The sequence below is a fragment of the Nocardia blacklockiae genome, assembly GCF_015477355.1.
In the GTDB taxonomy this organism is placed as follows: Bacteria; Actinomycetota; Actinomycetes; order Mycobacteriales; family Mycobacteriaceae; genus Nocardia; species Nocardia blacklockiae.
Genome location: NZ_JADLRJ010000015.1, coordinates 125,240 through 148,921, shown reverse-complemented (window position 1 = coordinate 148,921; position 23,682 = coordinate 125,240). Strand labels below are relative to the sequence as shown.

Annotated in this window: 24 protein-coding genes; 11 read left to right on the top strand and 13 right to left on the bottom strand. The window is 69.0% G+C overall.

Going from position 1 to position 23,682, the window contains the following annotated elements; all coding sequences use genetic code 11:
• Position 1 precedes the first annotated feature (1 nt).
• The 6 genes from IU476_RS31365 to eltD all read right to left on the bottom strand — a co-directional run bounded on the left by IU476_RS31365 (position 2) and on the right by eltD (position 6,833).
• A complete protein-coding gene (locus tag IU476_RS31365) occupies positions 2 to 1,138 on the bottom strand; it encodes an ABC transporter ATP-binding protein (RefSeq protein ID WP_195105918.1) in 1,137 nt (378 codons plus the stop codon).
• Positions 1,139 to 1,196: 58 nt separating this feature from the next.
• On the bottom strand, positions 1,197 to 2,375 hold the full coding sequence (locus tag IU476_RS31360; protein ID WP_195105917.1) for an ABC transporter ATP-binding protein: 1,179 nt from the start codon (positions 2,373 to 2,375) through the stop codon (positions 1,197 to 1,199).
• Complete coding sequence (locus IU476_RS31355) at positions 2,375 to 3,241, bottom strand: carbohydrate ABC transporter permease (RefSeq protein ID WP_195105916.1); 867 nt, start codon at positions 3,239 to 3,241, stop codon at positions 2,375 to 2,377. Before IU476_RS31355 ends, IU476_RS31360 begins: the two co-directional genes overlap by 1 nt.
• A 3-nt stretch (positions 3,242 to 3,244) precedes the next feature.
• Positions 3,245 to 4,204: a carbohydrate ABC transporter permease gene (locus tag IU476_RS31350; protein ID WP_195105915.1), complete on the bottom strand. Its 960-nt coding sequence runs from the start codon at positions 4,202 to 4,204 to the stop codon at positions 3,245 to 3,247.
• A 31-nt stretch (positions 4,205 to 4,235) separates the two neighbouring features.
• Entirely contained in the window at positions 4,236 to 5,612 is a 1,377-nt protein-coding gene (locus IU476_RS31345; protein ID WP_195105944.1) for an ABC transporter substrate-binding protein, read from the bottom strand.
• Positions 5,613 to 5,756: 144 nt separating this feature from the next.
• Positions 5,757 to 6,833 (bottom strand): erythritol/L-threitol dehyrogenase, encoded by a 1,077-nt coding sequence (gene eltD, locus IU476_RS31340; RefSeq protein ID WP_195105914.1) that lies wholly within the window; start codon positions 6,831 to 6,833, stop codon positions 5,757 to 5,759.
• A gap of 117 nt (positions 6,834 to 6,950) precedes the next feature.
• On the opposite strand from eltD, the gene IU476_RS31335 reads away from it, so the two are divergent.
• Together IU476_RS31335 and IU476_RS31330 are read left to right on the top strand one after the other, a co-directional pair.
• Positions 6,951 to 7,943, top strand: coding sequence for a sugar-binding transcriptional regulator (locus IU476_RS31335; protein WP_195105913.1), 993 nt, complete (start codon positions 6,951 to 6,953; stop codon positions 7,941 to 7,943).
• Positions 7,940 to 8,722, top strand: a complete 783-nt coding sequence (locus tag IU476_RS31330) for an SDR family NAD(P)-dependent oxidoreductase (protein ID WP_195105912.1) — start codon at positions 7,940 to 7,942, stop codon at positions 8,720 to 8,722. Before IU476_RS31335 ends, IU476_RS31330 begins: the two co-directional genes overlap by 4 nt.
• Before the next feature lie 72 nt (positions 8,723 to 8,794).
• Here IU476_RS31330 and IU476_RS31325 read toward each other — a convergent pair whose 3' ends face one another.
• Positions 8,795 to 10,003 (bottom strand): helix-turn-helix domain-containing protein, encoded by a 1,209-nt coding sequence (locus IU476_RS31325; RefSeq protein WP_195105943.1) that lies wholly within the window; start codon positions 10,001 to 10,003, stop codon positions 8,795 to 8,797.
• A 177-nt stretch (positions 10,004 to 10,180) separates the two neighbouring features.
• Here IU476_RS31325 and IU476_RS31320 point away from each other — a divergent pair, with 177 nt between their 5' ends.
• The 4 genes from IU476_RS31320 to IU476_RS31305 are packed head-to-tail and all read left to right on the top strand — an operon-like array spanning position 10,181 to position 12,309.
• On the top strand, positions 10,181 to 10,459 hold the full coding sequence (locus IU476_RS31320; RefSeq protein WP_324194467.1) for a hypothetical protein: 279 nt from the start codon (positions 10,181 to 10,183) through the stop codon (positions 10,457 to 10,459).
• Positions 10,456 to 10,725, top strand: a complete 270-nt coding sequence (locus IU476_RS31315; protein ID WP_195105910.1) for a hypothetical protein — start codon at positions 10,456 to 10,458, stop codon at positions 10,723 to 10,725. The genes IU476_RS31320 and IU476_RS31315 overlap by 4 nt, the downstream gene beginning before the upstream one ends.
• A 39-nt stretch (positions 10,726 to 10,764) precedes the next feature.
• A complete protein-coding gene (locus IU476_RS31310) occupies positions 10,765 to 11,247 on the top strand; it encodes a hypothetical protein (RefSeq protein WP_195105909.1) in 483 nt (160 codons plus the stop codon).
• Positions 11,248 to 11,286: 39 nt separating this feature from the next.
• On the top strand, positions 11,287 to 12,309 hold the full coding sequence (locus IU476_RS31305) for a hypothetical protein (protein ID WP_195105908.1): 1,023 nt from the start codon (positions 11,287 to 11,289) through the stop codon (positions 12,307 to 12,309).
• 17 nt (positions 12,310 to 12,326) lie between these two features.
• Here IU476_RS31305 and IU476_RS31300 read toward each other — a convergent pair whose 3' ends face one another.
• From IU476_RS31300 to IU476_RS31290, 3 genes are all read right to left on the bottom strand, one after another.
• The gene (locus IU476_RS31300) at positions 12,327 to 13,805 is read right to left on the bottom strand and encodes an FGGY-family carbohydrate kinase (RefSeq protein ID WP_195105907.1); all 1,479 of its coding nucleotides are present in this window, start codon (positions 13,803 to 13,805) and stop codon (positions 12,327 to 12,329) included.
• A gap of 156 nt (positions 13,806 to 13,961) precedes the next feature.
• Positions 13,962 to 15,314, bottom strand: a complete 1,353-nt coding sequence (locus IU476_RS31295) for an LLM class flavin-dependent oxidoreductase (RefSeq protein ID WP_195105906.1) — start codon at positions 15,312 to 15,314, stop codon at positions 13,962 to 13,964.
• Positions 15,311 to 16,588 (bottom strand): MFS transporter, encoded by a 1,278-nt coding sequence (locus tag IU476_RS31290; protein ID WP_195105942.1) that lies wholly within the window; start codon positions 16,586 to 16,588, stop codon positions 15,311 to 15,313. The genes IU476_RS31295 and IU476_RS31290 overlap by 4 nt, the downstream gene beginning before the upstream one ends.
• A gap of 200 nt (positions 16,589 to 16,788) precedes the next feature.
• On the opposite strand from IU476_RS31290, the gene IU476_RS31285 reads away from it, so the two are divergent.
• Positions 16,789 to 17,259, top strand: coding sequence for a MarR family winged helix-turn-helix transcriptional regulator (locus IU476_RS31285; RefSeq protein ID WP_195105905.1), 471 nt, complete (start codon positions 16,789 to 16,791; stop codon positions 17,257 to 17,259).
• Entirely contained in the window at positions 17,256 to 17,633 is a 378-nt protein-coding gene (locus IU476_RS31280) for a DUF5313 family protein (RefSeq protein ID WP_195105904.1), read from the top strand. Before IU476_RS31285 ends, IU476_RS31280 begins: the two co-directional genes overlap by 4 nt.
• Before the next feature lie 160 nt (positions 17,634 to 17,793).
• Here the strand turns inward: IU476_RS31280 and IU476_RS31275 are convergent, their stop codons facing one another.
• The 3 genes from IU476_RS31275 to IU476_RS31265 form a co-directional block, all read right to left on the bottom strand.
• Complete coding sequence (locus tag IU476_RS31275) at positions 17,794 to 19,083, bottom strand: acyl-CoA dehydrogenase family protein (RefSeq protein WP_195105903.1); 1,290 nt, start codon at positions 19,081 to 19,083, stop codon at positions 17,794 to 17,796.
• Complete coding sequence (gene sfnG / locus IU476_RS31270; RefSeq protein ID WP_195105902.1) at positions 19,080 to 20,198, bottom strand: dimethylsulfone monooxygenase SfnG; 1,119 nt, start codon at positions 20,196 to 20,198, stop codon at positions 19,080 to 19,082. Before sfnG ends, IU476_RS31275 begins: the two co-directional genes overlap by 4 nt.
• 77 nt (positions 20,199 to 20,275) lie before the next feature.
• A complete protein-coding gene (locus IU476_RS31265) occupies positions 20,276 to 21,154 on the bottom strand; it encodes an EamA family transporter (protein ID WP_195105901.1) in 879 nt (292 codons plus the stop codon).
• Positions 21,155 to 21,227: 73 nt separating this feature from the next.
• On the opposite strand from IU476_RS31265, the gene IU476_RS31260 reads away from it, so the two are divergent.
• The 3 genes from IU476_RS31260 to IU476_RS31250 all read left to right on the top strand — a co-directional run bounded on the left by IU476_RS31260 (position 21,228) and on the right by IU476_RS31250 (position 23,678).
• A complete protein-coding gene (locus IU476_RS31260; protein ID WP_195105900.1) occupies positions 21,228 to 22,145 on the top strand; it encodes a LysR family transcriptional regulator in 918 nt (305 codons plus the stop codon).
• Positions 22,146 to 22,227: 82 nt separating this feature from the next.
• Positions 22,228 to 23,265: a DUF6745 domain-containing protein gene (locus tag IU476_RS31255; protein WP_195105946.1), complete on the top strand. Its 1,038-nt coding sequence runs from the start codon at positions 22,228 to 22,230 to the stop codon at positions 23,263 to 23,265.
• 8 nt (positions 23,266 to 23,273) lie between these two features.
• The gene (locus IU476_RS31250; RefSeq protein WP_195105899.1) at positions 23,274 to 23,678 is read left to right on the top strand and encodes a DUF8820 family protein; all 405 of its coding nucleotides are present in this window, start codon (positions 23,274 to 23,276) and stop codon (positions 23,676 to 23,678) included.
• Positions 23,679 to 23,682: the final 4 nt, after the last annotated feature.

Genomic DNA, 23,682 nt, shown 5'->3' with positions numbered 1-23,682 from the left:
TCTATCGCAAACGTTTTCCGGAATCCGGGTCGAACAGGTAGACGCGCTCGGCCGGCGCCGACAGCGCGACGGACTGCCCCGCGTCGAATCGCATCTCCGCCGGAGTCTCCACCAGTACCGGAGCATCCACGCCCGGCATATCCACGGCCGCGTGGCCGAACTCCATCAGATGCTCGAAATACCTGATGGCGCAAGGCAATTCGCCCGCACCGCCGGGCCCGGCCGCGAGGCGGCAATCCTGCGGGCGCACACCCACTTTCACGCGCTGCCCGGCGGCGACCTCCGTCGCGGCGACAGGCAGTGCGGCACCGCCGATCCGGACGGCTGCGCTCGACCCGTCCCGCTCCACCACACCGTCGACGATGTTGATCTGCGGCTCGCCGACGAACCCGGCGACGAACAGATTCGCCGGATCGTCGAACACCTCGTCCGGCGTGCCGAACTGCTGGATCACGCCGCCGTCCATGACCGCCAGCCGGTCCGCCAGGCTCAGCGCCTCCACCTGATCGTGCGTGACGACGATGGTGGTGTAGCCGAATTCCCGCTGCAACACCTTCAATTCGCGCCGCACCCGCTGCCGCGCCGAGGCATCGAGATGCGACAGCGGCTCGTCCAGCAACAGCACCGGCGGGTTGCGCACCAGGGCGCGGGCGAGCGCGACGCGCTGCTTCTGCCCACTGGACAGACCCGCGGGCCGCAGCTCCAGCAGGTCCTCCAGTTCCAGCCGCCGCGCGATCTCGGCGACCAGCCGATCCGCCCCGGCGACTTTGCGCGCCTTCAACCCGTAGGCCAGATTCTCCCGGACCGACAGCGGCGGATAGAGGGCGTAGCTCTCGAATCCCACACCGACGCCGCGCTTTCCGGGCGGCAGATCGGTGATGTCGCGCTCCCCGATACGAATCGCGCCGTTGGTCACCGTCTCCAACCCGGCGATCATGCGCAGCGTGGTGGTCTTGCCGCAGCCCGAAGGACCCAGCAGCGCGACGAGTTCGCCGGGTTCGATATCGAGTTCGATGCCCTTGACCGCTTGGAAACTCTCCCGGCCCCGCGCCGAGTAGGTCTTGGTGAGCCGCTCCAGCGTCAGCCGCTGTGCCACGGACGAACCCGCGGGCGAGGTCACTGTCGCCTCGGATGTCATTGTCCCTCCTGGGGTCTCGCCGCCGCTGTCTTGCCGCTCCCGGGTTTCGCCACCGCTGTCATTGCCGCTCCTCGGCTACCGGAACGTCGACATCGGGCCGGTGGCCGTTGGCTTTCGGCGCGGCCGGGGAGCCGCCCTCGACCGTGCCCAGCCGCCGACTGTCGCTCCCGGGATCACCGGCGGCGAACACGTGCACGTCGGCGAGCGGGACGGTCAGCGCGACCTCCGCGCCCTCGCGGACGTGCGCGCCGCCCGCCGACAGCGCGATCAGCGACACCCCGCCGATATCGACCGAGACCTCGACATTGCGCCCGAGCCGCTCGGCCAGCGTGACGCGCCCGGCGACGGTCAGCACACCCGCCCGGTCACCGCCGCGTTCGGCCACCGTCACATCGCACGGACGCAGCCCCAGCCGCGCCCGGCCGCCGGGAACCTCGAGCCCCACCGGGATGTCGATTCCCGTGCCCGGCACCGTGATTCGACCGCCGGACACCACCGCGTCGACGATGTTCATCTCCGGCTGCCCCAGCGCCCGCGCCACGAAGGTGTCGACCGGCCGCCGCCAGATCTCCTCCGGCGTGCCGACCTGCACCAGGCGCCCGTCGCGCAGGATGCCGATCCGGTCGCCCAGCGCCAGCGCCTCCTGGTAGTCGTGCGTGACGTAGACCGTCGTCGTATTCGACAGACGCCCGAGTTCACGCAGTTCCGCTCGCATGGCCGCGCGCAACTTGGCGTCCAGGTGCGACAGCGGCTCGTCCAGCAGGTACACGTCCGCCGGCCGGACCAGCACCCGGCCCAGCGCCACCCGCTGCCGCTGCCCGTTGGACAGCTCGCGCGGAAAACGCTTCTGCAAGTGGTCGATTCCCAGGGTGCGGGTGACGGTGTCGATCCGCTCCTGCTGCTCGGCCTCGGAATACTTGCCCGTGCGCCCCGAACGCAGCGGGGAGGCCAGGTTCTGCGCCACCGTCTTCTGCGGGTACAGCGCATAACTCTCGAACGCCATCGCGACATTGCGGTGGTAAGGCTCCACCGAGGTCATGTCCGTGCCGCCGATGCGCACCGACCCGCCGTCGACGTCGACCAGTCCCGCGATCGACTTCAGCGTGGTCGTCTTGCCCGCGCCCGAGGGCCCGAGGATCACGAAGAACTCGCCGTCCGCGATGTCGAGCGAAACGTCCTCGATGCCAACGGTTTTCCCGTATCGCTTGGTCAGCCCGTGCAGTGTCAGAACAGCCATCAGGATTTCACCGCCCCGAACGACAAGCCGCGCACCAGGTATCGCTGAATGGTCAGCGCCACGAGCAGCGGCGGCAGGGCCGCGATCACGGCGGCCGCCGCGGTCAGGTTGTAGTACGCCTGCCCGCCGCCGCCGAGGAACTTGGTGATCGCCACCGTCACCGTGCTGGCGTTGCTGTCGGCCAGGATCAGCGGGAACACGTAGTTGTTCCAGGCGAAGATGAACGCCAGCAGCGCCGCCGCCGCGATGCCCGGCCGCACCAGCGGCAGCGCGACCATCACGAACGCCCGCCGCCGCGTGTACCCGTCGAGCAGGGCGGCCTGTTCCAGATCCTCGGGCAGATCCTGGAAATAGGACCGCAGGATCCACACCACCAGCGGCATGGTCACCAGTTGCAGCACCCAGATCATGCCGACCTTGGTGTCGAACAGCCCGATCTGGTTGTAGATGACGAACAGCGGCACGATCACCATCAGCTCCGGCGCGAACCGGAACGACAGCATGGTGAACATCAGGTCGTTGGAGCCCTTGTACTGCCACCGGCCCGCCGCGTACGCCGCGGGGATACCGATCAGCAGCGAAACCAGCACGGCCCCACCGCAGTTCAGCAAGCTCGTCAGCAACGCCGCCTTGAAGTCGACACTGGTGAGGTCGGTACCGCGCCGACTGAGCACGGTCCCGAAGTTCTCCAGCGTCGGGCTGAACCGGAAGTAGGTGGTGGTCTGCTCGGCGGGAGTCTTCAACGCCAGCAACACCATCCACACGATGGGGAACAGCGAGAAGACGAACCAGCCGATCAGCACCACGTCGGCGCCCACCGACGCGGCGGTGAACCGCCGTTGTCCGGGAAGAAGTTCTTTGGCCATGAGCTACGACTCCGCTCCAGCGGCGCGACGCTGCGCCTTGCCGAGCACGCCCACCAGCAGGCGCGCGGTGATGAACACGATCGCCCACAGCAGGAACATGTAGGTGCTGCCGCGGGAGTAGTCGAGATTGATGATGGAGTCCTCGAAGGCGCCGATCTGCAGCGTGCGCGTGGCCACGCCCGGACCGCCCGCGGTGAGCACGTACACCGCGTCGAAGACCTTGAGGTTGTCCATGAATCGGAAGATGACCGCCACCAGGATGTAGGGCCACAGCATCGGCAGCATCAGCTTGCGGAACATGTAGAACCAGCTCGCGCCGTCCACCGCCGACGCCTCGAACGGCTCCTTGGGCAGCGACCGGATGCCGGCCAGCACCAGGATCGCCACGAACGGCGTGAAGATCCACAGGTCCACCAGGATCACCGACCACAGCGCGTTGTCGTGCGAGAGCCAGTCGAAGGTGGAGCCGAGCCCGAAGACGTGGTTCAGAATCCCGAACTGCGGGTTGAACATCAGCTTCCAGATCACCCCGGCGATCACCGGCGCGATCATCAGCGGCAGGATCAGCACCTTCTCGAAGATCCGCCCGATCAGGCTGGACCTGTTGAGCAGCAACGCGATTCCCACGCCGATCACCGTCTCCACGGCGGTCGCCACCACCGCGAAGACGCCGGTGACCCGCACGCTGGTCCAGAACTGCATGTCCCCCAGCACACTCGCGTAGTTGCGCAGGCCGATGAACACCGGATTCGGGTTCACGGCAGCGTAATTGAGCACCGAGTAGTACGCGCCGATGACGAACGGATACAGGATGCCGACGACGATCAGCACCGCGGGCACCGACAGCAGGTACGGCCGCAGCGACCGTCGCCAGCGCGGAACCGCCACGGCGGCAGTCGTTTCCGGCGGCGGCGAGGCCTGCGGGGCCGCGGTCGGCGGCGGACTGACGGCTCGAGTGGTCATCTCGCTCTCCCTTTCTCCGACCCGCGGCGGGTCACAGATTGACCTTCGACGAACAGGTCTTGGCCAGGCTGGCCAGCCGCGACCGAGCGTCCGCGCCGCCGTAGACGTCCTGCAGGGCGACGGCCCAGTCCTCGGTGGTGTCGAAGAACTTCTTCTGCGGGGTGAACTGGATCTTCGAACTGCCGATCACGGCCTCGAAGGTCTCCAGGTAGCCGGGCATGCCGCCGAGCTGCTGCTTGAACACGCCGTCGAACACCGATTTGCGCACCGGATCGGCGAAGATGCCGCCCTGCACCGCCTTCGACAGCGCCTCCTTGCCGGTCACCCACTGGATGAGCAGCCACGCCGCCAGCTTGTTCTTCGACATCGAGTTCATCGCCAGCGACCAGGTCCACAGGTTGGTGCTGTAGTTGCCGCCCGGGCCCGCCGGTCCCGGGTACCAGCCGAGGTTGCCCGCCTGCGCGCTCGCGCCGCGCTTGTTCTTCGGGTAGGTCGCGCTGTCGGCGTCGTAGACCATCATCGCCTTGCCGTCGCCCAGGTCGCCGGTGGCGTTCGGGTAGTCGTAGGTGGTCCAGGACGTCGGCCCGGCCAGCCGCTGCATCTCGATCCACTTCTCGGTGAAGGCGACCGCGGCGTCGGAATCCATCGCCGCGCGCAGCTCGCCGCCGGAGAACTCGTAGTCGCGCGCGCCCTCACGGACGAACTGCGTCATGAATCCGGGATGGATGGTCGCCCACGACTTGGAGCCGCGGGTGGCGATGCCGTACCGGTTCTGCGAGCGGTCGGTGAGATCGACGGCGAGTTGGATGAAATTGTCGAAAGTGTCCGGCAGCTTGATCTTTCGCTGATCGAAGTAGGCCTTGTTGTAGGCGACGACGTTGTTCTCGAAGCCCCACGGGATCGCCCACTGGCCGCCGGTGCCCAGGGGCGAGCCGAGGGTGAAGTCCCAGCGGGTGGAGGTGCGCAGGCCCTCGTAGATGTCCTCGAAGTCGTACTCCGCGTTGGTCGCCGAGGAATTCGCGATCCACGGGGCCAGGTCCTCGACCCAGCCGGGCGGGCCGTACTGCCAGATGAAGTACGCGCCGAGCATGAACACGTCGTGTTTGCCGGTGCCGCCGGCCAATTCGGTGTTCAGCTTGGTGAAGTAGTCGGCCTCCGGGACCAGGTCGGTGTTCACCGTGATCCCGGTCAGCTGCGTGAACTCGGCCAGCAGCGGTTGCAGCGACTGCTGGTACGGGTGCGGAGTCTGCAGCAGGTTCAGCGTGGTGCCCTGGGCGGCGCGCCAGTCGAACGGTCCGGTCACCTCCGACGCGCCGTTGGTGGCGTTCACGCCGCCGCCCACGCCGCATGCCGCGAGCGCCGGCAGCGTCGCGGCGGCCGCGCCCGCGATTCCCATGGCCCGCAACATGTTCCGGCGTGACATCTGCGGTCCGCAATACTGTCTGTCCCTCATCGAACTTCCTCGGATTCGCCGTCGCCGGCGGCTGGTGTGGTCGTCCCCCCGTTGCTGTGGTGCGGCCGCCCCCTCATCCGGCGGCCGCCCCGGCCGGATTCACGACGGGATCAGCGACACCTTGACCGACTCCGTCCCGCTCGCCACCAGGTCGAGGCCCTTCTGAAACTCGCTGAGCGGCAACTGATGTGTGCAGATCTTGTCCATCGGCAGGACGCCGGACTCGAGCATCCGGATCGCGGCCGGCCAGCAGTGCGGGCCCAGGTGCGCGCCGCGGACGTCGAGTTCCTTGTCGTCGCTGATGATGCTCCAGTCGACGGTCACGTCGCTGCCGAAGACGCCGTACTCGACGTAGGTTCCCAACTTGCGCAACAGGTTCAGGCCCTGCGGCACGGCCGAGGGGTGGCCGGTGCCCTCCAGGTAGACGTCCGCGCCGTAGCCGTCGGTCAGCTCCATGACGATGGCCTGCGCGTCCTGTTCGCGGATATTGATCACGATGTCCGCGCCGCACTCGCGGGCCAGTTCCAGCTTCTCGGGGGCCATGTCGAGGGCGATCACGTGCGCCGGGCTCTTGGCGCGCGCGCCCGCGACCATGCCCAGGCCGATCGGGCCGCAGCCCGCCACCACCACGACGTCGTCGAAGGTGATCCCGGCCCGCTCGACCGCGTGCAGCGAGCACGACAGCGGTTCGGTGAACGCGGCGTGCGCGGGCGGCAGGTCCTTGGACACCTTGTGCACCAGCGCTTCCACCGGATACACCATGTACTTCGCCATCGCGCCGGGCGTGCGGCGCTTGAAGCCGTAGAGGTCGTGCGGGGCGCACATGTGGTATTGGCCGCGCAGGCAGTAGCGGCACTGCCAGCAGGGCACGATCTGCTCGGAGACGACCCGGTCGCCGACCTGCACGTTCCAGCGCGTGGCGCCCTCGGCGTCGATTTCGACTATCTCCCCGACGAATTCGTGACCCGGGATGACCTCGGTCTCGGCCCAGGCCGGGCGGTTCTCGTCACCCCAGAACTTGGCCGCGCCGTGGTAGCACTTCAGGTCGCTGGCGCAGATCCCGACCGCCTCGACGCGGACCAGCGCCTCGCCCGGACCGGGGACCGGGACGGGCACCTCCTCCAGCCGGTAGTCACCTGGTCCGTGGCAGATCACCGCCTGCATCTTCTCCGTCATCGCACTGCCCTTCATCCTGTGTCTGCCGTCACAGTAACCCACGTCGTTGACATTTGTCCAGAACGAATGTTCACAGCACCTATGGCGTGAACATATGTTCAGTGGAATACTGCAGGCATGCCCAGCAGCCCCGACACTCCGGCGCAGACCCCGTCCGACAGTGGCACTTTCGCGCCGGCGCAGCTCTACGCGGCCGCGAAGATGTACTACGAGGAGGACGCCACCCAGGCCCAGGTCGCGGAGAAGCTACGGGTCAGCCGGGCGACGGTGAGCCGCCTGCTGTCGCAGGCCCGGCGGCAGGGCATCGTGCGCATCGAGGTGCGCGCGCCGGACGCGCACGACACCGGCGATCTCGCCGGTTCGCTGGCCGAAGCGATTGGGCTGCAACGGGTTTACCTGTCCGCTCCGCTGCCCGCGCCGACCCCGGCCAAGCCGCTGGTCGAGGTGATGGGGAGCTTCCTCGCGCCCGCGGTGTCGCGGGCGCTGGCGGAGGTCGGGCTGGTCGCCGGGGACGTGCTGCTGGTGTCGTCCGGGCGCACGGTCTACGAGGTGGCGCAGTTCGATCTGGAGCGCGTTCCCGGCGTGCTCGTGGTGCCCACGGTGGGCGGCAACGACCAGCCGGAGGGGTGGTATCAGACCAACGAGATCACCCGGCTGATCTCCGCGAAGCTCGGCGGGCGGCCGAATTACCTGTTCGCTCCGGCACTTCCGGGCCCGGATCTCTACGACACGCTGCGCGCGGACCCGTCGATTCAGCGGGTCCTCGATCTGTGGCCGAAGGCGCGGTGCGCGCTGATGGGTGTCGGCGCTCCCCCGCTGCTGCGCGACGACATCCCGCAATTCGTACCCACCACCTCGGCCTCGCTGCGGGCGGCCGTGGGTGACGTGTGCTCGCGGTTCTACGACCGGTCCGGTGAGCGGGTCGACTTTCCCGGCGGGGAGCGGCTGATCGCGGTGGAACTGGCGGTGCTGCAACGGATTCCCGTCGGCATCGCGGTGGCCGTCGGCGGCGAGAAGGTGGCACCGATCCTCGCCGGGGCGCGGGCGGGCTATTTCAACCGGCTGGTCACCGATCCCGCCACCGCACGACAACTGTTGGAGAGCGCATGAATTCGATTGGGGAGCACACGCATTCGATACGGCTCGACGGGAAACGGGTGCTGATCACGGGCGCGTCCCGGGGTATCGGGGCCGACCTGGCCGAGGCGTTCGCCGGTGCGGGCGCGACGCTGGTGCTGTCCGGGCGCGGCGGCGACGCGCTGTCGTCGCAGGCCCGAAAGTTGGCTGAGCAGTATGGGATTGAAGCCGCCGGAGTCGCGGCCGACCTGTCGGAACCGGACGCGCCCGCGCGGCTGGCGGACGAGGCGGCCGCGGTCTTCGGCGGGCTGGACGTACTCATCAACAACGCCGGAATCTCCCACCCGGAGATGGTGACCGACCTGACCGCCGCCGCGTTCGACGAAGTGCTGACGGTGAATCTCCGCGCGCCCGCACTTCTGGCCGCCGCAGTGGGCAAGGCCATGGCCGAAGCCGGCGGCGGCGCGATCGTCACCGTCGCCTCCGCCGCCGCCCTGCGCGCCCTACCCGAGCACTACGCCTACTGCACCTCGAAGGCCGGTCTCGTGATGGCCACCCGAGTACTCGCCCTCGAACTGGGCCCCCACAACGTCCGCGCGAACTCGGTCTGCCCCACCGTCGTCCTCACCGACATGGGCCGCAAAGTCTGGGGCGAGGAAACCAAATCCGCCCCCATGCTCGCCCGAATCCCCCTGGGCCGCTTCGCGGTTCCCGCCGAGGTCTCGGCCACCACTTTGTTCCTCGCCTCCGACCTCGCGTCGATGATCAACGGGGTGGAGGTGCCGATCGACGGGGGGTACGGGGTGAGCTGACAAGCTCGGCCACGAACACGCCCTGCCCCCATGTCCTTCCTGCGTGGCGTCCACCGTCGCGTAGACACCGGATCAGAATGGTGTGATGCCGCACCAGGCGGCGAAGCCTCGGATGGATTCGGTGCTGCGGACTTCGTCTCGCGCGAGTTGTCGGACAGTCTCGTGGACTTGGGTGTGGTATCTGGTTTGTGTCGGCGCGATCCGTTTGGCCATGTGCAGCGAGTGGAGAGTGCCCTCCTTGTCGCCGTGCAACAGGAATCCTCTGGCCAGGTCGATGTAATAGTGCCCGGCTCGCTCTTTGGGCGTGTGCCGGGGAAGCTTGACCGATTGTGCGCGCCGGACCGCCTCGGAGCCGTCCATGCCTTCTACCGCCAAGCCGACTCGCCAGATATCGACGTTGGTCGGTCCGAAGCAGAGCTGGTAATCGTTGCGGTCTTCGCCGATCCGTTGGGCGGTGTCCGTGGCCTCTGCCAAATGTGCGTCGGCAACGTCGCGCCGTCCGGCTCTAGCGGCAGCGAGCCCACTCTTCAGATGCAGGTTCCCCCACATGCTCAGCACCACCGGATCTCCGGTGCCGAGGCGATCTTCGATCCGTGATCGGCTGCTTTCGAGAAGCCGCTCGGACGCGGCCCAGTCGGCACCCATGATCAGCTCTCCGGCGCGCTGGTAATCGCCCGCGAGCACCATCAGCTCGTCGCCCGAACGAGCGGCGGCCCACTCGTACCGCTCGACGGCGAGCGAGGACAGGTCGATGTAGCCGAGCTTGTAGACGACCTGGCTGGTCGCGGCGTATGCCTCGGCGGCAAGTGCGAAGACGCGTTCCTGCTCGGAGCCCGATGTCGAATGCCAAGCCGTCCGAAGATCGGACAGTAGCCCCGGCAACATATGACCGAGTTCGCCGAGCTTCACGCCATGCCGGTATGCCGATGCGGTCGCTACCTCGCTCGCGAGCTCGTCGATCGGTCGCGGCGGAATATCCCCGAACGGCTCGATGCGATACGAGGCGAGTTCGCGGCGGATACCGACGATTCCGGCGTGTACCTGTTGCTCGTCGCGGGTGTTCCGCGGAAATGGCTGGTTGGTGAGATCGTCGATGCCGGTGTTCAAAGCTCGGGCGGCGGCGCTGATGAAGCCTGGCGAAGCCGGCTTGTCGCCCTGTTCCACTTTTCGGACCAGCGACAGTGAAAGGTTCGACCGCTCTGCCAGTTGCCGTTGCGTCAATCCGGCGAGCTTGCGCCGTTCCCTGACGCGGACGCCGACTCCGTCGACTGGTTGGGTCATCGTTTTCACATCCCCAATTGGACAGTGTCCTCGCTGCCCAGAGTGCCACAAGCGGTGGCACTTCGTCTGTCCTCCCTCGATCAGGCTCTTCTTCATGGCCCGGCGGGCGGGTGCTCACCAGCGACAGATTGGGAGGCAAGCGGGACTATGAGGGCACATCCGACAGCGTTTGCGTGGGTGGACTCGAATGTGCGGTGGGGCGAGTTGGAGGATGCTCGGATCAGAAGGCTTGCCCGGCAGCTGGGCTATGCCCTGTACTGGCCGGACCCGTCGGTCATTCCGTTGGTCGATCAGGTGCGGGCCGCTGACGTGGATGCCGTGATCGCGCCGACGCCTTGCCATTTCGACGTGGTCCAGTTGCACGCGCTGATGTGTGTGGTGGACGTTGAAACCGCTACTCCACGAATGAGTTTCGGGCGATGGACCTCCTTCTCGATGAAGGTGGATCGGACATGACGAGATTCGATTGGTGGCGCGGAGGCTTCGGCGACGACCAAGCTGGACCCAGCGTGCAGGAGATTCGGGCGCGCCTCGGCCGGGAGCGGTCGGCGATCGGCTGGACGCACGATGCGCCGTATTCGCCGCTGACGGTTCGGCACGCCCAAACGATCATGCAGCAGCACCGGGCCTGCTCGGTGGAGGACTGCCCACGCAAGCGGGCCGCATGGCGGACGCTGATCGAGGCCGAGAAGATCAAGCCGGACAGCAGCCGGAACTATTAGGCTCCCAGCGACAGCAGCAGACGGAAAGGGGAATCACGGATGGACGCCGACCAGCCCTCTCAGTTGTGGATCGAATGGCTCGCCCGCGCGGATTCCGACTTGGAGGCGTTCTTCCGGACTGTTCCAAGTTTGGGTGAAGACCCCTACAGCCGTGAAGGTTTGATTCACGCTCGAGCGGTGGCGAAGCAGACCCTTCCCAATTGGGCAGCTGTCGAGCGCGGCGAATTCGACGTTGCGGACTGGGAGGAGGCCGCCCCGTTCATCCGGTTCATCGGCGAAGTGTTCCGCCGCAATTTCGAGGGTGAATGGATAAACAATTCGGCCCCCGGGAACGATGGGCCAAAGGTGTCGCCGGAGGTCGAACTACCGTTCGGGGCGGGCATCGACCCGGCGGGGTTGCTTTGCAGCGAATTCCTTTTGGACACATACGATTACACCGCCGAAGACCATGCTGAATGGGTGGCGGCCGGACGTCCCACCGGGGACGCATTGCGGAAGTGGAAGCCGTACCTGTTCCAGTAGGACCCGGCTAACTGTATCCAGAAACCTTGGGGGGCAGTCGTGGCCGACCGCGACGACAGTTACAGCAGTCACGGCAAGGGCCCCCGCGAGGTCGGCGACTGGTTCCGCGACGGCATGGCGCACCTACGCGGGCACACCGAAGCAAACGGGTGGCGCAAAGAGCTACGCCTGGACGTACCGGGATTCAAAGGCCCACGCATCCTGGATAACGCGCTGCCGGGACCCGGTAAGAGGGTGCGAGAAGCAACCGAGTACAAATCCGGCCGAATTCGTGCCAAAACCGCCATCCCGCAATTGCTGAAAGAGCGAGAACTGCTCGCGAGGGGTCGAATCGACTACAAGGAATGGGTGATAGTCAGAGGGCAGCGCGTCGACCCGGCGGTCCGGGCGCTCATGGACCGGATGGAGAAACAGTTCAAAGGCCGGTTCAAAGTCGTCGAGGACTCGAAAGCGGAACGGCTGCGCGCTATCCGGGTCGGGCAAGAGCTGGCGCGTAATCGGCTGTTGCAGCAAAAGAGAGAGGTTGCCCGATGGCTGACGCGAGTCCGGGCGGAGCGCGAACGTAGCGACCGCGCCGTGCAGCGCGCTCGTGACGAACGGGAAGCGCACAGACAACAGCGCGAGCGGCTGCAGAAGGAAGCGGCCCGACAGGTAGCCCGCGAGTTCGCGCAGCGATTCGGGCATGTGTTGCGGGCACAGGGACAGGGTGACAGCGGGCGCGGGCGAGATACGCCGGACACAGTGGAGAATGCGCGCCGGCGGGAGGTCGCGGACGCTGCGACGGAGAAGGCGAGGAAAGGACGTGAGGCTGCCGAGGAGGCAGCACGGAAGCATCAGCGGGATGCGGCCGATCGGCTCGCGAAGACGGCACAAGAGGCGCGAGAACTCGCCGCCAAGGGAGAACGCGGCGACATGGCCCGAGAGGTGGCCGATCTACTGAGAGTCACCCGACCCACACCCGGCATCGAACCGCCGAGCCGCGACGCGATAGCGGCGGCTCGGACACGCACCGGTCGGGTGGAACGAGGCCGGGAACGTGGCATCGAACCTAGGGGCCGTTGAGTCTTGGTGAACGCGATTCAGCCGAATTCGGCTAGGCGGTGGACTTGGTCTCGGGTGGCGGGGTAGAGCTGGAGCCAGGTTTTGTAGAGGTCGTCGTAGCGTTCTCGGTGGGCGGGGTTCGGGGGGACCTCGCGGGCTATGCGGGCCCAATCTGTTTCGGGGGCAACGAGGCCGGTGCCTATGGCGGCCAGGAGGGCGTCGCCGTAGCTGGCGCCGATGGCTTGTTCGGGGAGGAGTTGGGTGAGGCCGGTGATGTCGCTGAGGGCCTGGGTCCAGACGGGGCTGCGCAGGCCGCCGCCGACGCCGACCGCGCGGGTCACCGGGGAGTCGGCGTCGTCGAACATCTCCAGGATCTGGCGGATGCCGAAGGAGATGCCCTCGTAGGACGCGCGGAACAGGTGGCCGCGGCCGTGGCGCAGGGTGAGTCCGGCGACGACGCCGCGCGCGTCCGGATCGAAGACGGGCGTGCGTTCACCGGCCAGGTACGGCAGCACCACGAGACCCTCGGAGCCAGGCGGCACCGCCGCGGCCTCGGCCATCAGCTGGTCGAAAGGCGCACCGCCCGTGACCTTCTGGAGCCATTGGGTGAGGCTTCCTGCCGTCGACGTACCCGCCGCGAGCGCGAAGGTGCCCTGTTCGACGCCGGTCGTGGTCCACAGCGCCGGGTTGGTGTGGAACTTCTCCAGCACTTGCACCAGGAACATGGTCGACCCGTACATCAGCATGAGGTCGCCGGGATTGCGGACGCCCACGCTGAACGCCTCCGCGTAGGCGTCGACCGTGCCCGCCGCCACCGGCGTCCCGGCCGGAATCCCGGTCTGCTCGGCGGCCGCCGCGGTGACCGCGCCGACCACCTCGGCGGGCCACACCAGGCGCGGCAGCGGCAGGTCGCCGAGGATGCGCCCGGCCCAGTCCGCGTTCCAGTCGAAGTCGCGGATCGAGTACAGCGGATCGCACTGGCTGGCCGTGTGGTGGTCCTGGACGTACTCGCCGGTCAGCTTCGCCACCACGAACGAGTTGGAGCCGTACCAGCGCCGGGCCCGCGCGAAAGTCTCCGGCTCGGCATTGCGCACCCATTCGATCTTCGGCCCGACCGCCTGACTCGACAACGACTTGCCCGCGCGCCGCAGGATCTCGTCGGCACCGAACAGGTCCGTGAGCGCCGCGATCTCCGCCGACGCCCGGGTATCGATGCCGTACAGGATGGCGGGGCGCACGGGCTGCAACTCGTCATCGCACAGCACCAAGCACGGCCCCACGCCGCTGACGCACATCCCGGCGATCCGCGACCCGGACGGCGCGGCGGCCACCAGCGCACGACTGATCGCGCACACCTCGGCCCACCACATGCCGACCGGATCGACCTCGGCCCACCCCGGCCGCGGCAGCGATATCTCGTGCGCGACCTGATGTTCGGCGACCACCACCCCGTCCGGCCGGACCAGGACCCCCTTGCTACTCCCCGTCCCGAGATCAATACCCACCAGCAAATCCACGTAGCTCAGCGTATGCGCTCACCCGCCTCCGCAGGCGGCTCCCGCCGAATCGCGCCGTCCAGACACTGCGCGCACCGAATCGGCCGCGCCCAGTGGGGCGGCACACGGGCACGGCGAAGGACGCGGCAGCGGGAGTCGCTACGGTCCGCGAACCCGCTAGCGGCGGTACGCCGAACCCGGGTGGTCGGAGGCCAGCAGCGGTCCTGCGCCGCCCAATCTTTCGCGCAAGGTCGTAGGGGTGGTGGATTCCGGGACCCGCCCGCGGCGGCGGAGTTCGGGGATGACCAGGCGGGCGAAGTCGGCGAAAGTGCCCGGGGTGGTCACGTAGGCGATGTTGAAGCCGTCGATGTCGGCCTCGTCGACCCAGCGCTCCAGTTCGTCGGCGACGTCGGCGGGCGCGCCGGTCAGCACCGGGCCGCGGCCGCCGATGCCGAGGGTGTCCGCGAGTTCGCGGGGAGTCCAGGAGCGGTCGCCGGTGGTGAACGAGGCGAGAGCGGAGCGGTTGGCGTCGGTCTCGACGTAGCGCAACGGCTCGTCGGGGTCGAGATCGGCCAGATCGACACCGGTCCACCCGCCGAACAGGGCCAGCGCACCCTCGACACTGACGAACTCGCGATACGACCGCAGCTTCTCGGCGGCCTGTTCACGAGTCTCGGCCACCACGGGCGTGGCCATGGCGAACACCTTGATCGACCGCGGATCCCGGCCCAGTTCGGCCGCCGTCTCCCGCAGCGCGCGCACCGGCTCCCGCACGATCTCGGGCGTCGGCCCGGAGACGAACACCGCCTCGGCGTGCGCGGCCGCGAACCGGACCCCGCGCGGCGACGCCCCGGCCTGGAACAGCACCGGCGTGCGCTGCGGCGACGGCTCGCAGAGGAACGGCCCCGGCACGGTGAAGTACCGGCCCTTGTGCTCGATGTCGTGGACCTTCGCCGGGTCGGTGAACACGCCGCGCCGCGGATCGCGCACCACCGCGTCGGCCTCCCACGACGCTTCCCACAGCTTGTAGCACACCTCGAGATACTCGTCGGCGACGGCGTACCGCTCGTCGTGCGGAATCTGCTTGTCCAGCCCGAGGTTTCGCGCCGCGCTGTCCAGGTAGGAGGTGACGATGTTCCACGCCACCCGACCACCCGTGAGGTGATCCAACGTCGACATCCGGCGGGCCAGCGCGTACGGCTGCTCGTAGGTCAGCGACAGCGTGACGCCGAAGCCGAGCCGCTCGGTCACCGCGGCCATCGCCGAGATCGCCAGTGTCGGGTCGTTCACCGGGAACTGCGCCGCGTCGGCGACCGCGGCGTCGCGCGAACCGCCGTACACGTCGTAGACGCCGAGCACGTCGGCCAGGAACAGCGCGTCGAAACCGCCGGCCTCGAGGATGCGCGCGAACTCGGTCCAGTACCCGAGTTCCCGGTACCGATGGCCCTGGTCGTCGGGGTGACGCCACAGGCCCGCCGATTGGTGCCCGACGCAGGCCATGTCGAAGGCGTTGAGGTAGATCCGGCTCACGCTGTCTCTCCGATCTCGTCTCGATAGGTCTCCCGCGCGAACCAGGCCGCCGCGATCGTCAGCGCCGACAGCACCGCGAAGTACCCGACGATCAGCCACGGACTGCCGCCGCCCGCCGTCAGCAGCGCGGCCGCGATCAAGGGAGCGAACCCGCCCGACAGCACCGCGCCGATCTGATAGCCGAGCGAGCTGCCGCTGTAGCGCACCCGGGTGTCGAACAGCTCGGCGAACCACGCGGCCTGCGGTCCGTACATCGCGTCGTGCATGACGTTGACGCCGAACACGATCGCCACCACCACCGCGACCTTCGATCCCGTCTCGGCGGCGGCGAAGAACAGCGCGAGCGCGACCAGCCCGCCGACCGCGCCGAACAGGTACGGCCGCCGCCGCCCGACGCGGTCCGACAGCCACGCCCACAGCGGCGTGCTCACCAGCCCGATCGCCGAGCAGATCAGCAGTGCGACCAGCCCGACCGAGCTGCCCTTGCCGAACTCGTCTTGCAGATAACTCAGCGAATACGTGGTGAGCAGGACGTACAGCGCGATCTGCGAGAGGCGTAAACCGATGGTGAGCACGATGTTCCGGGGTTGGGTGCGCACCACCTCCACGATCGGCAGCCGCGCGAGGTCGCCGCTCTCGCGCAGTCTGCCGAAGATCCGGGCGTCGCTGAGCCGCACCCGGATCAGCAGGCCGACCGCGACCAGCACGGCGCTGAGCAGGAACGGAATCCGCCAGCCCCCGGCCAGGAACGCGTCCTCGCCGGCGACGGCGCGCACCAGATAGAAGACCGCGGTCGCCAGCAGCATGCCCGCGGGCGAACCGAGCTGGGTGAAACTGCCGTACAGCCCGCGCCGTCCCGAGGGCGCGTGTTCGACCGAAAGCAGTGCCGCGCCACCCCATTCCGCGCCGACCGCGAGACCTTGCAGCACGCGCAGCGTCGCGAGCAGCGCCGGGGCGAGCAGGCCCACCTGGCCGTAGGTCGGCAGCACGCCGACGGCGGCGGTCGTCACGCCCATCAGCAGCAGCGCGCCGACCAGTACCGCCTTGCGGCCCACCCGGTCGCCCAGATGGCCCGACACGATCGCGCCGAGCGGGCGGGCCCCGAAGCCGGCCGCGTAGGTGGCGAAGGCGGCCAGGGTGCCCGCGGTGGAGGAGACGTTCGGGAAGAACAGCGGCTTGAAGACCAGGGCCGCGGCGGTCGCGTAGAGGTAGAAGTCGTACCACTCGATCGTCGTGCCGATGACACTGCCGAGCGCGACGGAACGGGGCGACATCGCGGCCGGGCGGATCTCGGGCGGCGATGTCCGTTCTGTGAGGGTCACGGTGGCGCAGCCTAGGAAGCGGCCGGGCGCTCCACGAGGTTTGTCCTCCCCTTGATCGGAACCCGGGTGTGGCACGACTCTCGCCCTAATAGTTTGTGCACTAACTATTGCCGGACTAAGCTTTGCCGGGTGACGACTTCGAGAGGTGACCGGTGAGCGACGAGGACGATCCGCTGCGGCTGGACCGGCAGGTGTGCTTCGCGCTGGCGGTCGCCAATCGGTCGGTGCTGGCGGTGTATCGGCCGCTGCTGGAGCCGATGGGGCTGACCCATCCGCAGTATCTGGTCATGCTGGCGCTGTGGGGCGAGTCGCCGATGTCGGTGCGCGCCATCGCCGAAGCGGTCCAGTTGGATTCCGCGACGCTCTCGCCGCTGCTCAAGCGGCTGGAGTCGGCCGGGCTCATCACCCGCCGCCGGGATCCGCGCGACGAACGCAACCTGCTGATCGACCTCACCGCCGCCGGGCGCGCGCTGCGCCGCCGGGCCGAGCGAATCCCGCCCGCCGTCGTGGAGCGGCTCGGCGTGAGCCTGGCCGATCTGGAGGAACTGCGCGACGTCCTCACCCGCGTGAACGAGGCCGCCCGCGCGGCCCACGCCGCCCCCGAGACCAGGAGAGACACATGAGTGGGCAGACCCCCGACCCGATCCAGCGCCTGCGCTACATCTGCGGCGCGACACTGCCGGACTCGATGCGGGAGTGGGTGCTCGAGGACCTCACCGGGGCGGGCGCGGCCCGGCGCTACCTGCTGCGCTTCCTGGTCCCCGTGATCCCCGTCCTGTGCCTGTTCCTGCTGGTCCCCGGCCCGCTGTGGATCGGCCTGTCCATGATGGCGCTGCTCTACATCCCGCTGATCTACTTCACCGTCGCCCTCATGTACGTCTACCGCCGCCACCGCCTCATCAAGCACGGTCTGGACCCCGAACTCGCCGACATCCGCCAGCGGCGGCGGGCGGAGGCCGAGCGGGCGGCGTACGAGTCGCGGCACGGGCGGGGGTGAGGGCGGGGTGGATCCCGGCCAAAAACGTGCCGGGATGACGGGAGCCGGGGGGTGGCGACGCTCGGATGACGGGAGGGGCGTTCGGGGTGGCGACGCTCGGATGACGCGAGGGGCGTTCGGGTTGACGTGGTGGGGGCGTGACGGTGTTGGGCGGGTGGGCTCAGATCACGCCGTGTAGTGGGGGTGGGGTGTCGTGGAGTAGGGACTTGCCGAGGTGGTGGTATTTCCAGCGGACGGGGTCGTGGAGGGTGTGGGTGCGGGCGTTGCGCCAGAAGTGGTGGAGGTTGAGATCGGCTGCGGCGCTGCGGGTTCCGGAGACCTCGAAGAGGGCGGCGGAGACCTCGTTGGCGGCTCGGTCGGCGACGATCTTCGCCGCCGCGACCGCCAGTGAGGCGGCTGCCACCGGGTCCTCGGACGCTGTTCCCGGCGCATCGTTCGCTTCGAGACCAGCGGGTGCCGGGTCGACGGGCGACACGGTGCGAGCCGTAACAGGCGAACCCACCGCCGCGTCGACCGCGGTGGAGGCGGCGGTCAAAACCGCTTCGGCGGTGGCGACGGAGACCGCGAGTTCGCCGAAGCGCTGGATCAGCAAGGGGTCGTCGATGGCGCGGTCGACGTTCGCCTCGAACCACGGGCGACTGCTGGTGCGAACGAAATCTGTTGCGGCGGTGAGGGCTCCGCGGGCGATGCCGGTGTCGATGGCCGCGTGCAGCAGTTGCGCGAACGCGCCGTAGCCGGTCGGGGCGCGCACAGCCGCCGAACGGGCGACCAGCTGATCGCGATCCACCAGCACGCCGTCGAACGACACCGTCCCGCTGCCGGTGGTGCGCTGCCCGATGCCGTTCCAGTCGTCGACGATCCGCACCCCCGGCGACTCGGCGGGCAGGTAGGCGACGTACTCCCCCGGCGCCAAGCCGCTCTGCTCGCCAGGGTCGTCGAGCCGGGTCAGCACCGCCAGCACATCGGCGAAAAGCGAACCGGTGCAATAGTATTTGACGCCGTCGACGCGGAAGCGGTTACCGTCCGGGCGCACCGTGGTGCCGATCTCGGCGACGGTGGCGCTGGTGCGCTCCGACTGCGCGTTGGCGATGGTCCCGCCGCCCAGCACCTGCCCCAGATACCGCCGCCGCTGCTCCCGAGATCCCGCCAGCCGCAACAGGTTCACGTACACGAAGTGGCTGTGCGGAATCTGGGCGATGTTCGGGTCGGCGGTCGCCAGGATCCGCACCACCTCGGCGACGGCGCTCGGCGCCAGGTCCGCGCCGCCGAACTCGGCCGGCACCGTCACCGCGAGCAGCCCGCTGGCCGCCAGCCGCTCGATTTCCCGGTGCGGCAGTGCACGTTCGCGGTCACGGCGGGCGGCGCCGGTCGCGAAATCCGCCGCCAGCCGCCGCGCCACCGCGTGGGCGTGCGCGGCCGACTCGATGCGCTCGGCGGCGACCGCGGTCATCGGCTCGCGGCCGCGGCGGGAGTGCGGGCGGCCTCCAGTTCGCGGACCAGCGGCAGCACCTTGGCGCCGAAGTACTCGATCTCCTCCTGGAAGTGCAGGAAGCCGCCGAGGATCAGGTCCACGCCGAGGTCGCGGTAGGCGACGATGCGCTCGGCGATCTGTTCCGGGGTGCCGATGAGCTGCGTGCGGAAGCCGTCGTTGTACTGGACCAGATCCTCGAAGGTGGAGTCGGCCCACATGCCCGTGCGGTCCTTGGTCGACGCGCCCGCCTGCTGCACCGCGTCCCGGAAGCCTTCCACCGCAGGGCGATTGGCCTTCTCGATGATCTCGCGGAGGGTGTCGCGCGCCTCCTTCTCGGTGTCGCGGGCGATGATGAAGCCGTTCAGCCCGAACTTCACCTCGCGGTCGTGGGCGCGGGCGACCTCGCGCAGATCGTCCAGCTGCTCGGTGACGCCGTCGAAGTCCTTGCCGTTGGAGAAGTACCAGTCGGCGTAGCGGCCGCCGTTGCGCCGCGCGGCGGTGGAGTTACCGCCTTGGAACAGTTCGGGATTGGGCCGCTCGGGGGTGTTGAGCGGCTTGGGCTTGAGGGTGAAGTCGCGGATCCGGTAGAAGTCGCCGCCGTAGTTCACCGCGTCCTCGGTCCAGATCTTGCGGATCACCTCGAGGAATTCGCCGCTGCGCCGGTACCTTTCGTCGTGTTCGAGCCACGGCTCGCCGAGGGCCTGGAACTCCCCCGCGAACCAGCCGGACACCACGTTGATCGCGAAACGCCCGCCGGAGAGATGGTCGGCGGTGGCCCCGAACTTGGCCAGCACCGCCGGATGCCACAGCCCCGGATGCACGGCCGCGATGACCTTCAGCCGCTCGGTCGCGCCCAGCAGCGCCAGGCTGAACGAGGTGGACTCGTGCTGGAACTCGGCGCCGTAGGAGGCGGTGTAGCGCACCTGGGACAGCGCGTAGTCGAAACCGTTGCGTTCGGCGGTCTGCGCGAGCTTCTTGTTGTACTCGAAATCCCAGCTCGTGCGCTGCTCGATGTCGCTGGTGACGAGCCCTCCGCTGACGTTGGGCACCCAGTAGGCGAACCGCACCTGCTCGGCGATGTTCTCGGTCGTCATTGCTGCTCCAGGCGGTTGTGATCGAGAGGTTGGCGGACACCGGGCGCGGCAACCGAGCGCCCGGTGTGCCCCACACTTCAACACCGCTCCCGGTCGGGAACCAGGGTTTGAATCGGTCCGATCCGATCCCGGGACCGGCGGCCGGTCGCCAGGGTGACCCCGGCGGCGGCCGCGCAGATACACCCGATGCCGAGCCAGCGCCGCGCGGACAGCTCCTCGTGCAGTACGAGCCACCCCGTGCCCGCGGCGACCACGGGTTCGAGCGTGAGCAGCGTACCGACGACACCGGCCGGAAGCCGTTGCAGCGCCGCGAGTTCCAGCGAATACGGGACGACGGCCGACAGCAGCGCCACCGCGCAGCCCGCCACCAGGACGCCCGGCGCGGCCAGGTCCGAGCCGCTGTCCGCCACACCGACCGGCACCCAGAACAGTGCCGCGACCGCCACGCCGAGCGCGAGCCCGGCTCGGCTGTCCGCGTCCGCTCCGACGCGCCGGGACAGCAGCAGATACGTGCCCATCGAAGCGGCCGACAGCAGCGCCAGCGTGATGCCCTGCCAGGCCAGCGCACCCGAGGCCGGGTCGCGGACGAGCACCAGGCCCGTGACGGCCAACGCGACGACCGCGACATCGGCCGGTCTGCGCGATCCCGCGAGCGCCACGGTCAGCGGGCCGAGCAGTTGCAGGGTGCCCGCCACGCCCAGCGGAAGATAGTGCAGCGCAGGATAGATGAGGTTCATCCCCGCGATCGCCGCGCCCAGCGCCACGACGGTGCCCAGTCGCCGACCGCGCGGCCACCGGCGCGGCCGGTACAGCACCACAAGCGCGAGGGCGGCGATCCCGACCCGCAGCGCGACCACGCCGGGCGGGTCCACCCGCGCGAACAACTGCTTGCCGAAGGCCTGGCCGGTCTGCGTGGCGAGCGCGGCGGCCAGGACGAACAGTGGAGCCGGAACCATGAAACCAGCCTCTCGACTCCCGCCGTGCAGATCCACCACCGATCTCCGTCACATATTGTGCAGAATTACCTACATGATCGACCTACGACGCTTACAGGTGCTCCGCGTGCTCGCCGATCGCGGGACCGTCACGGCCACCGCCGCCGCGCTGTATGTCACGCCGTCCGCCGTGTCGCAGCAGATCCGTTCGCTGGCAAGCGAACTCGGTGTGGACCTACTACAGCCCGAAGGCCGCGGGGTGCGGCTGACCCCGGCGGCGCTCGAACTGCTCCGCCACGCCGACATCCTCAGCGAGCAATGGGAGCTTGCCCGCGCCGACATCGCCGCGCGCGGCGACGAACCCGCAGGCACACTGCGTTTCACCGGCGTGTCCTCGGCCATCGCCGCGCTCGTCGTGCCCGCCGTGCGACGCCTGCGCGACCGCCACCCCCGGGTGGTGGCGACCGTGGACGAGATGGAGAGCACCGAGGCGTTCCAGCTCCTGCTCGCCGGCGCGGCGGACATCACTGTCGGATTCCCCACGGCCACAACGCCTCCCGTCGACGACCCGCGCTTCGAACAGCACGTGCTGCTCGACGACGTACAGGACCTGCTGGTGCCCGCGGAACACCCGCTGGCACAACGGAAGTCGGTCACGCTGCTGGACGCCGCCGCCGAACCGTGGATCCTCGACTTCCCCGGCGGCGACACCTACGACGTGGTCCTGTCCGCCTGTGCCACCGCGGGTTTCACCCCGCGCGTCGCGCACCACGTGAAGGAGTGGTTCGCCGTCTCGTCGGCGGTCGCCCACGGCCTCGGCGTCTGCCTGCTCCCCCGGCTGGTGCCGATCCCCGACGAACACACGGTCACCCGAATCCCCTTGCACGGCAGCCCCAGACCGGCCCGCACCATCATCGGCACCGTCCGCCGCGGCGCCGCCACCCACCCGCTGATCGCCGCCGGCCTCACCGCCATCGCAACCGTCGGCCGCGAGATCGCCGAGCGCCGGTGACCGCGGCACGGTTGCCCGGCCGCGCCCGAGCTGTCACGATATCCGTCATGTTCGTTGGAAAGGACCACACCACCGTCATCCGGTGAGTGCATTCGGGCAGCGGGAAGCTGCGCACATCCGTCGAGAACGTCTCCGGTGGCTGCTGTCCACCACTCCCGCCGATCGACCGGCCGCCGAGGCCGCGATCCGCGAACTCTACCGCCTGGCCGGGCTGAGCCCGCCGCGCTTCCGCTGGGCGTCGTCACCGTTCACCGCGTTGCACACCGGCACACCGGGCCGGGTCGAACGCAAGCCGGTACACAGCTGGGATATGTCGGATTGCCCGGTACTGCAACGTCTTTCGGCCCTGTGCGTCGACGTGTGCACGGCCGACCCCCTCGATAGGCGGCTGTTCGACCAGTGGGTGTCGGCGCCGATGTCGCGGGCCTGGGCGCAGTGCGCGCAACCGGTGCTCACCGCCGCGCACGACGGCTGGAGTACGTCGGCGGGCTGGCATCGGTCGCGCGGCTGGTACTGGGTGTGGGCGGACTGGGCCGCGCACCGGGGCGGCCCGGACGCGCAAGCCTGGGCGTTGTGGGCGACGGTGGCCCGCACCTGCGGGCACTGGTGGCCCGGCCGCACCGAATGCGTGCTCGCCGAGCGTCCGGTGGCACTGCACACCGAACCGGCAGGCGACCGCGACGAGGTGCGCCCGCATCGCGCCGACGGCCCGGCGATCCGCTACGCCGACGGCTGGGAGCTGTACTTCTGGCACGGCACGCGAGTGCCGGAATGGGTGATCACCGCGCCCACCGCGGCGGCCATCGATGCCGAACCCAATGTCGAGGTGCGCCGGTGCGCCATCGAACGCCTCGGCTGGCCCGACTATGTCGAGCAGGCCGGCATGCGCTTGGTCGCCACGGCGCCGGACCCGGGCAACCAGGCCTTCGACCTGCTGCTGTACGACCTGCGACGCGACCGGCGACTGCTGGTGGTCACCAACGGGTCGCTCGAACGCGACGGCACCCGCCGCCGCTACGGGCTCGGCGTGCCGGGCCATTTCACCGATCCCGTCGCCGCGGCCGCCTGGACCTACGGCCTGACCGCGGCGCAGTATTCCCGACTGGCACAACGTACTTGAGGTGACATATGACGAATACCGTTGCGCTCGAAGGACTCGAGCAATCCCTGCGGATCCCGGTGCTGGACGGCCTGCACGCCCAGGGCGACCTCCTCGTGATCCCGATCCGCCTGCTCGACGCGGTCGCGGCGCACCCGCAGGCGGACTGGCGTCACGTGCCGCCGGGCGGCGTCGAGGTGCTGCGCGGCGCGGCCGGGGGCAACCCGCACAGCCTCGTCGCCGAACCCGGCACATGTCGCTGGACGACGCAGGTCGCCGACCCCACCGGGCTGGCGCTGGGCATGTTCACGACCGAGGCCGTCGCGTATCTGATGCATCCCGAACACGGCGCCACCGGGTGCGCGCCGGGCACCTACGTGATTCGCCGCCAGCGCGAATTCGGCGGATTCCGAACGTTTCTCGTCGCGGATTGAGCGG

Bases quoted from the DNA above. Each gene is read 5' to 3' on its own strand.
- IU476_RS31365 (WP_195105918.1), bottom strand. From the start codon at position 1,138: ATGACATCCGAGGCGACAGTGACCTCGCCCGCGGGTTCGTCCGTGGCA.
- IU476_RS31360 (WP_195105917.1), bottom strand. From the start codon at position 2,375: ATGGCTGTTCTGACACTGCACGGGCTGACCAAGCGATACGGGAAAACC.
- IU476_RS31355 (WP_195105916.1), bottom strand. From the start codon at position 3,241: ATGGCCAAAGAACTTCTTCCCGGACAACGGCGGTTCACCGCCGCGTCG.
- IU476_RS31350 (WP_195105915.1), bottom strand. From the start codon at position 4,204: ATGACCACTCGAGCCGTCAGTCCGCCGCCGACCGCGGCCCCGCAGGCC.
- IU476_RS31345 (WP_195105944.1), bottom strand. From the start codon at position 5,612: ATGTTGCGGGCCATGGGAATCGCGGGCGCGGCCGCCGCGACGCTGCCG.
- eltD (WP_195105914.1), bottom strand. From the start codon at position 6,833: ATGACGGAGAAGATGCAGGCGGTGATCTGCCACGGACCAGGTGACTAC.
- IU476_RS31335 (WP_195105913.1), top strand. From the start codon at position 6,951: ATGCCCAGCAGCCCCGACACTCCGGCGCAGACCCCGTCCGACAGTGGC.
- IU476_RS31330 (WP_195105912.1), top strand. From the start codon at position 7,940: ATGAATTCGATTGGGGAGCACACGCATTCGATACGGCTCGACGGGAAA.
- IU476_RS31325 (WP_195105943.1), bottom strand. From the start codon at position 10,003: ATGACCCAACCAGTCGACGGAGTCGGCGTCCGCGTCAGGGAACGGCGC.
- IU476_RS31315 (WP_195105910.1), top strand. From the start codon at position 10,456: ATGACGAGATTCGATTGGTGGCGCGGAGGCTTCGGCGACGACCAAGCT.
- IU476_RS31310 (WP_195105909.1), top strand. From the start codon at position 10,765: ATGGACGCCGACCAGCCCTCTCAGTTGTGGATCGAATGGCTCGCCCGC.
- IU476_RS31290 (WP_195105942.1), bottom strand. From the start codon at position 16,588: ATGTCGCCCCGTTCCGTCGCGCTCGGCAGTGTCATCGGCACGACGATC.
- IU476_RS31280 (WP_195105904.1), top strand. From the start codon at position 17,256: ATGAGTGGGCAGACCCCCGACCCGATCCAGCGCCTGCGCTACATCTGC.
- IU476_RS31275 (WP_195105903.1), bottom strand. From the start codon at position 19,083: ATGACCGCGGTCGCCGCCGAGCGCATCGAGTCGGCCGCGCACGCCCAC.
- sfnG (WP_195105902.1), bottom strand. From the start codon at position 20,198: ATGACGACCGAGAACATCGCCGAGCAGGTGCGGTTCGCCTACTGGGTG.
- IU476_RS31265 (WP_195105901.1), bottom strand. From the start codon at position 21,154: ATGGTTCCGGCTCCACTGTTCGTCCTGGCCGCCGCGCTCGCCACGCAG.
- IU476_RS31260 (WP_195105900.1), top strand. From the start codon at position 21,228: ATGATCGACCTACGACGCTTACAGGTGCTCCGCGTGCTCGCCGATCGC.
- IU476_RS31250 (WP_195105899.1), top strand. From the start codon at position 23,274: ATGACGAATACCGTTGCGCTCGAAGGACTCGAGCAATCCCTGCGGATC.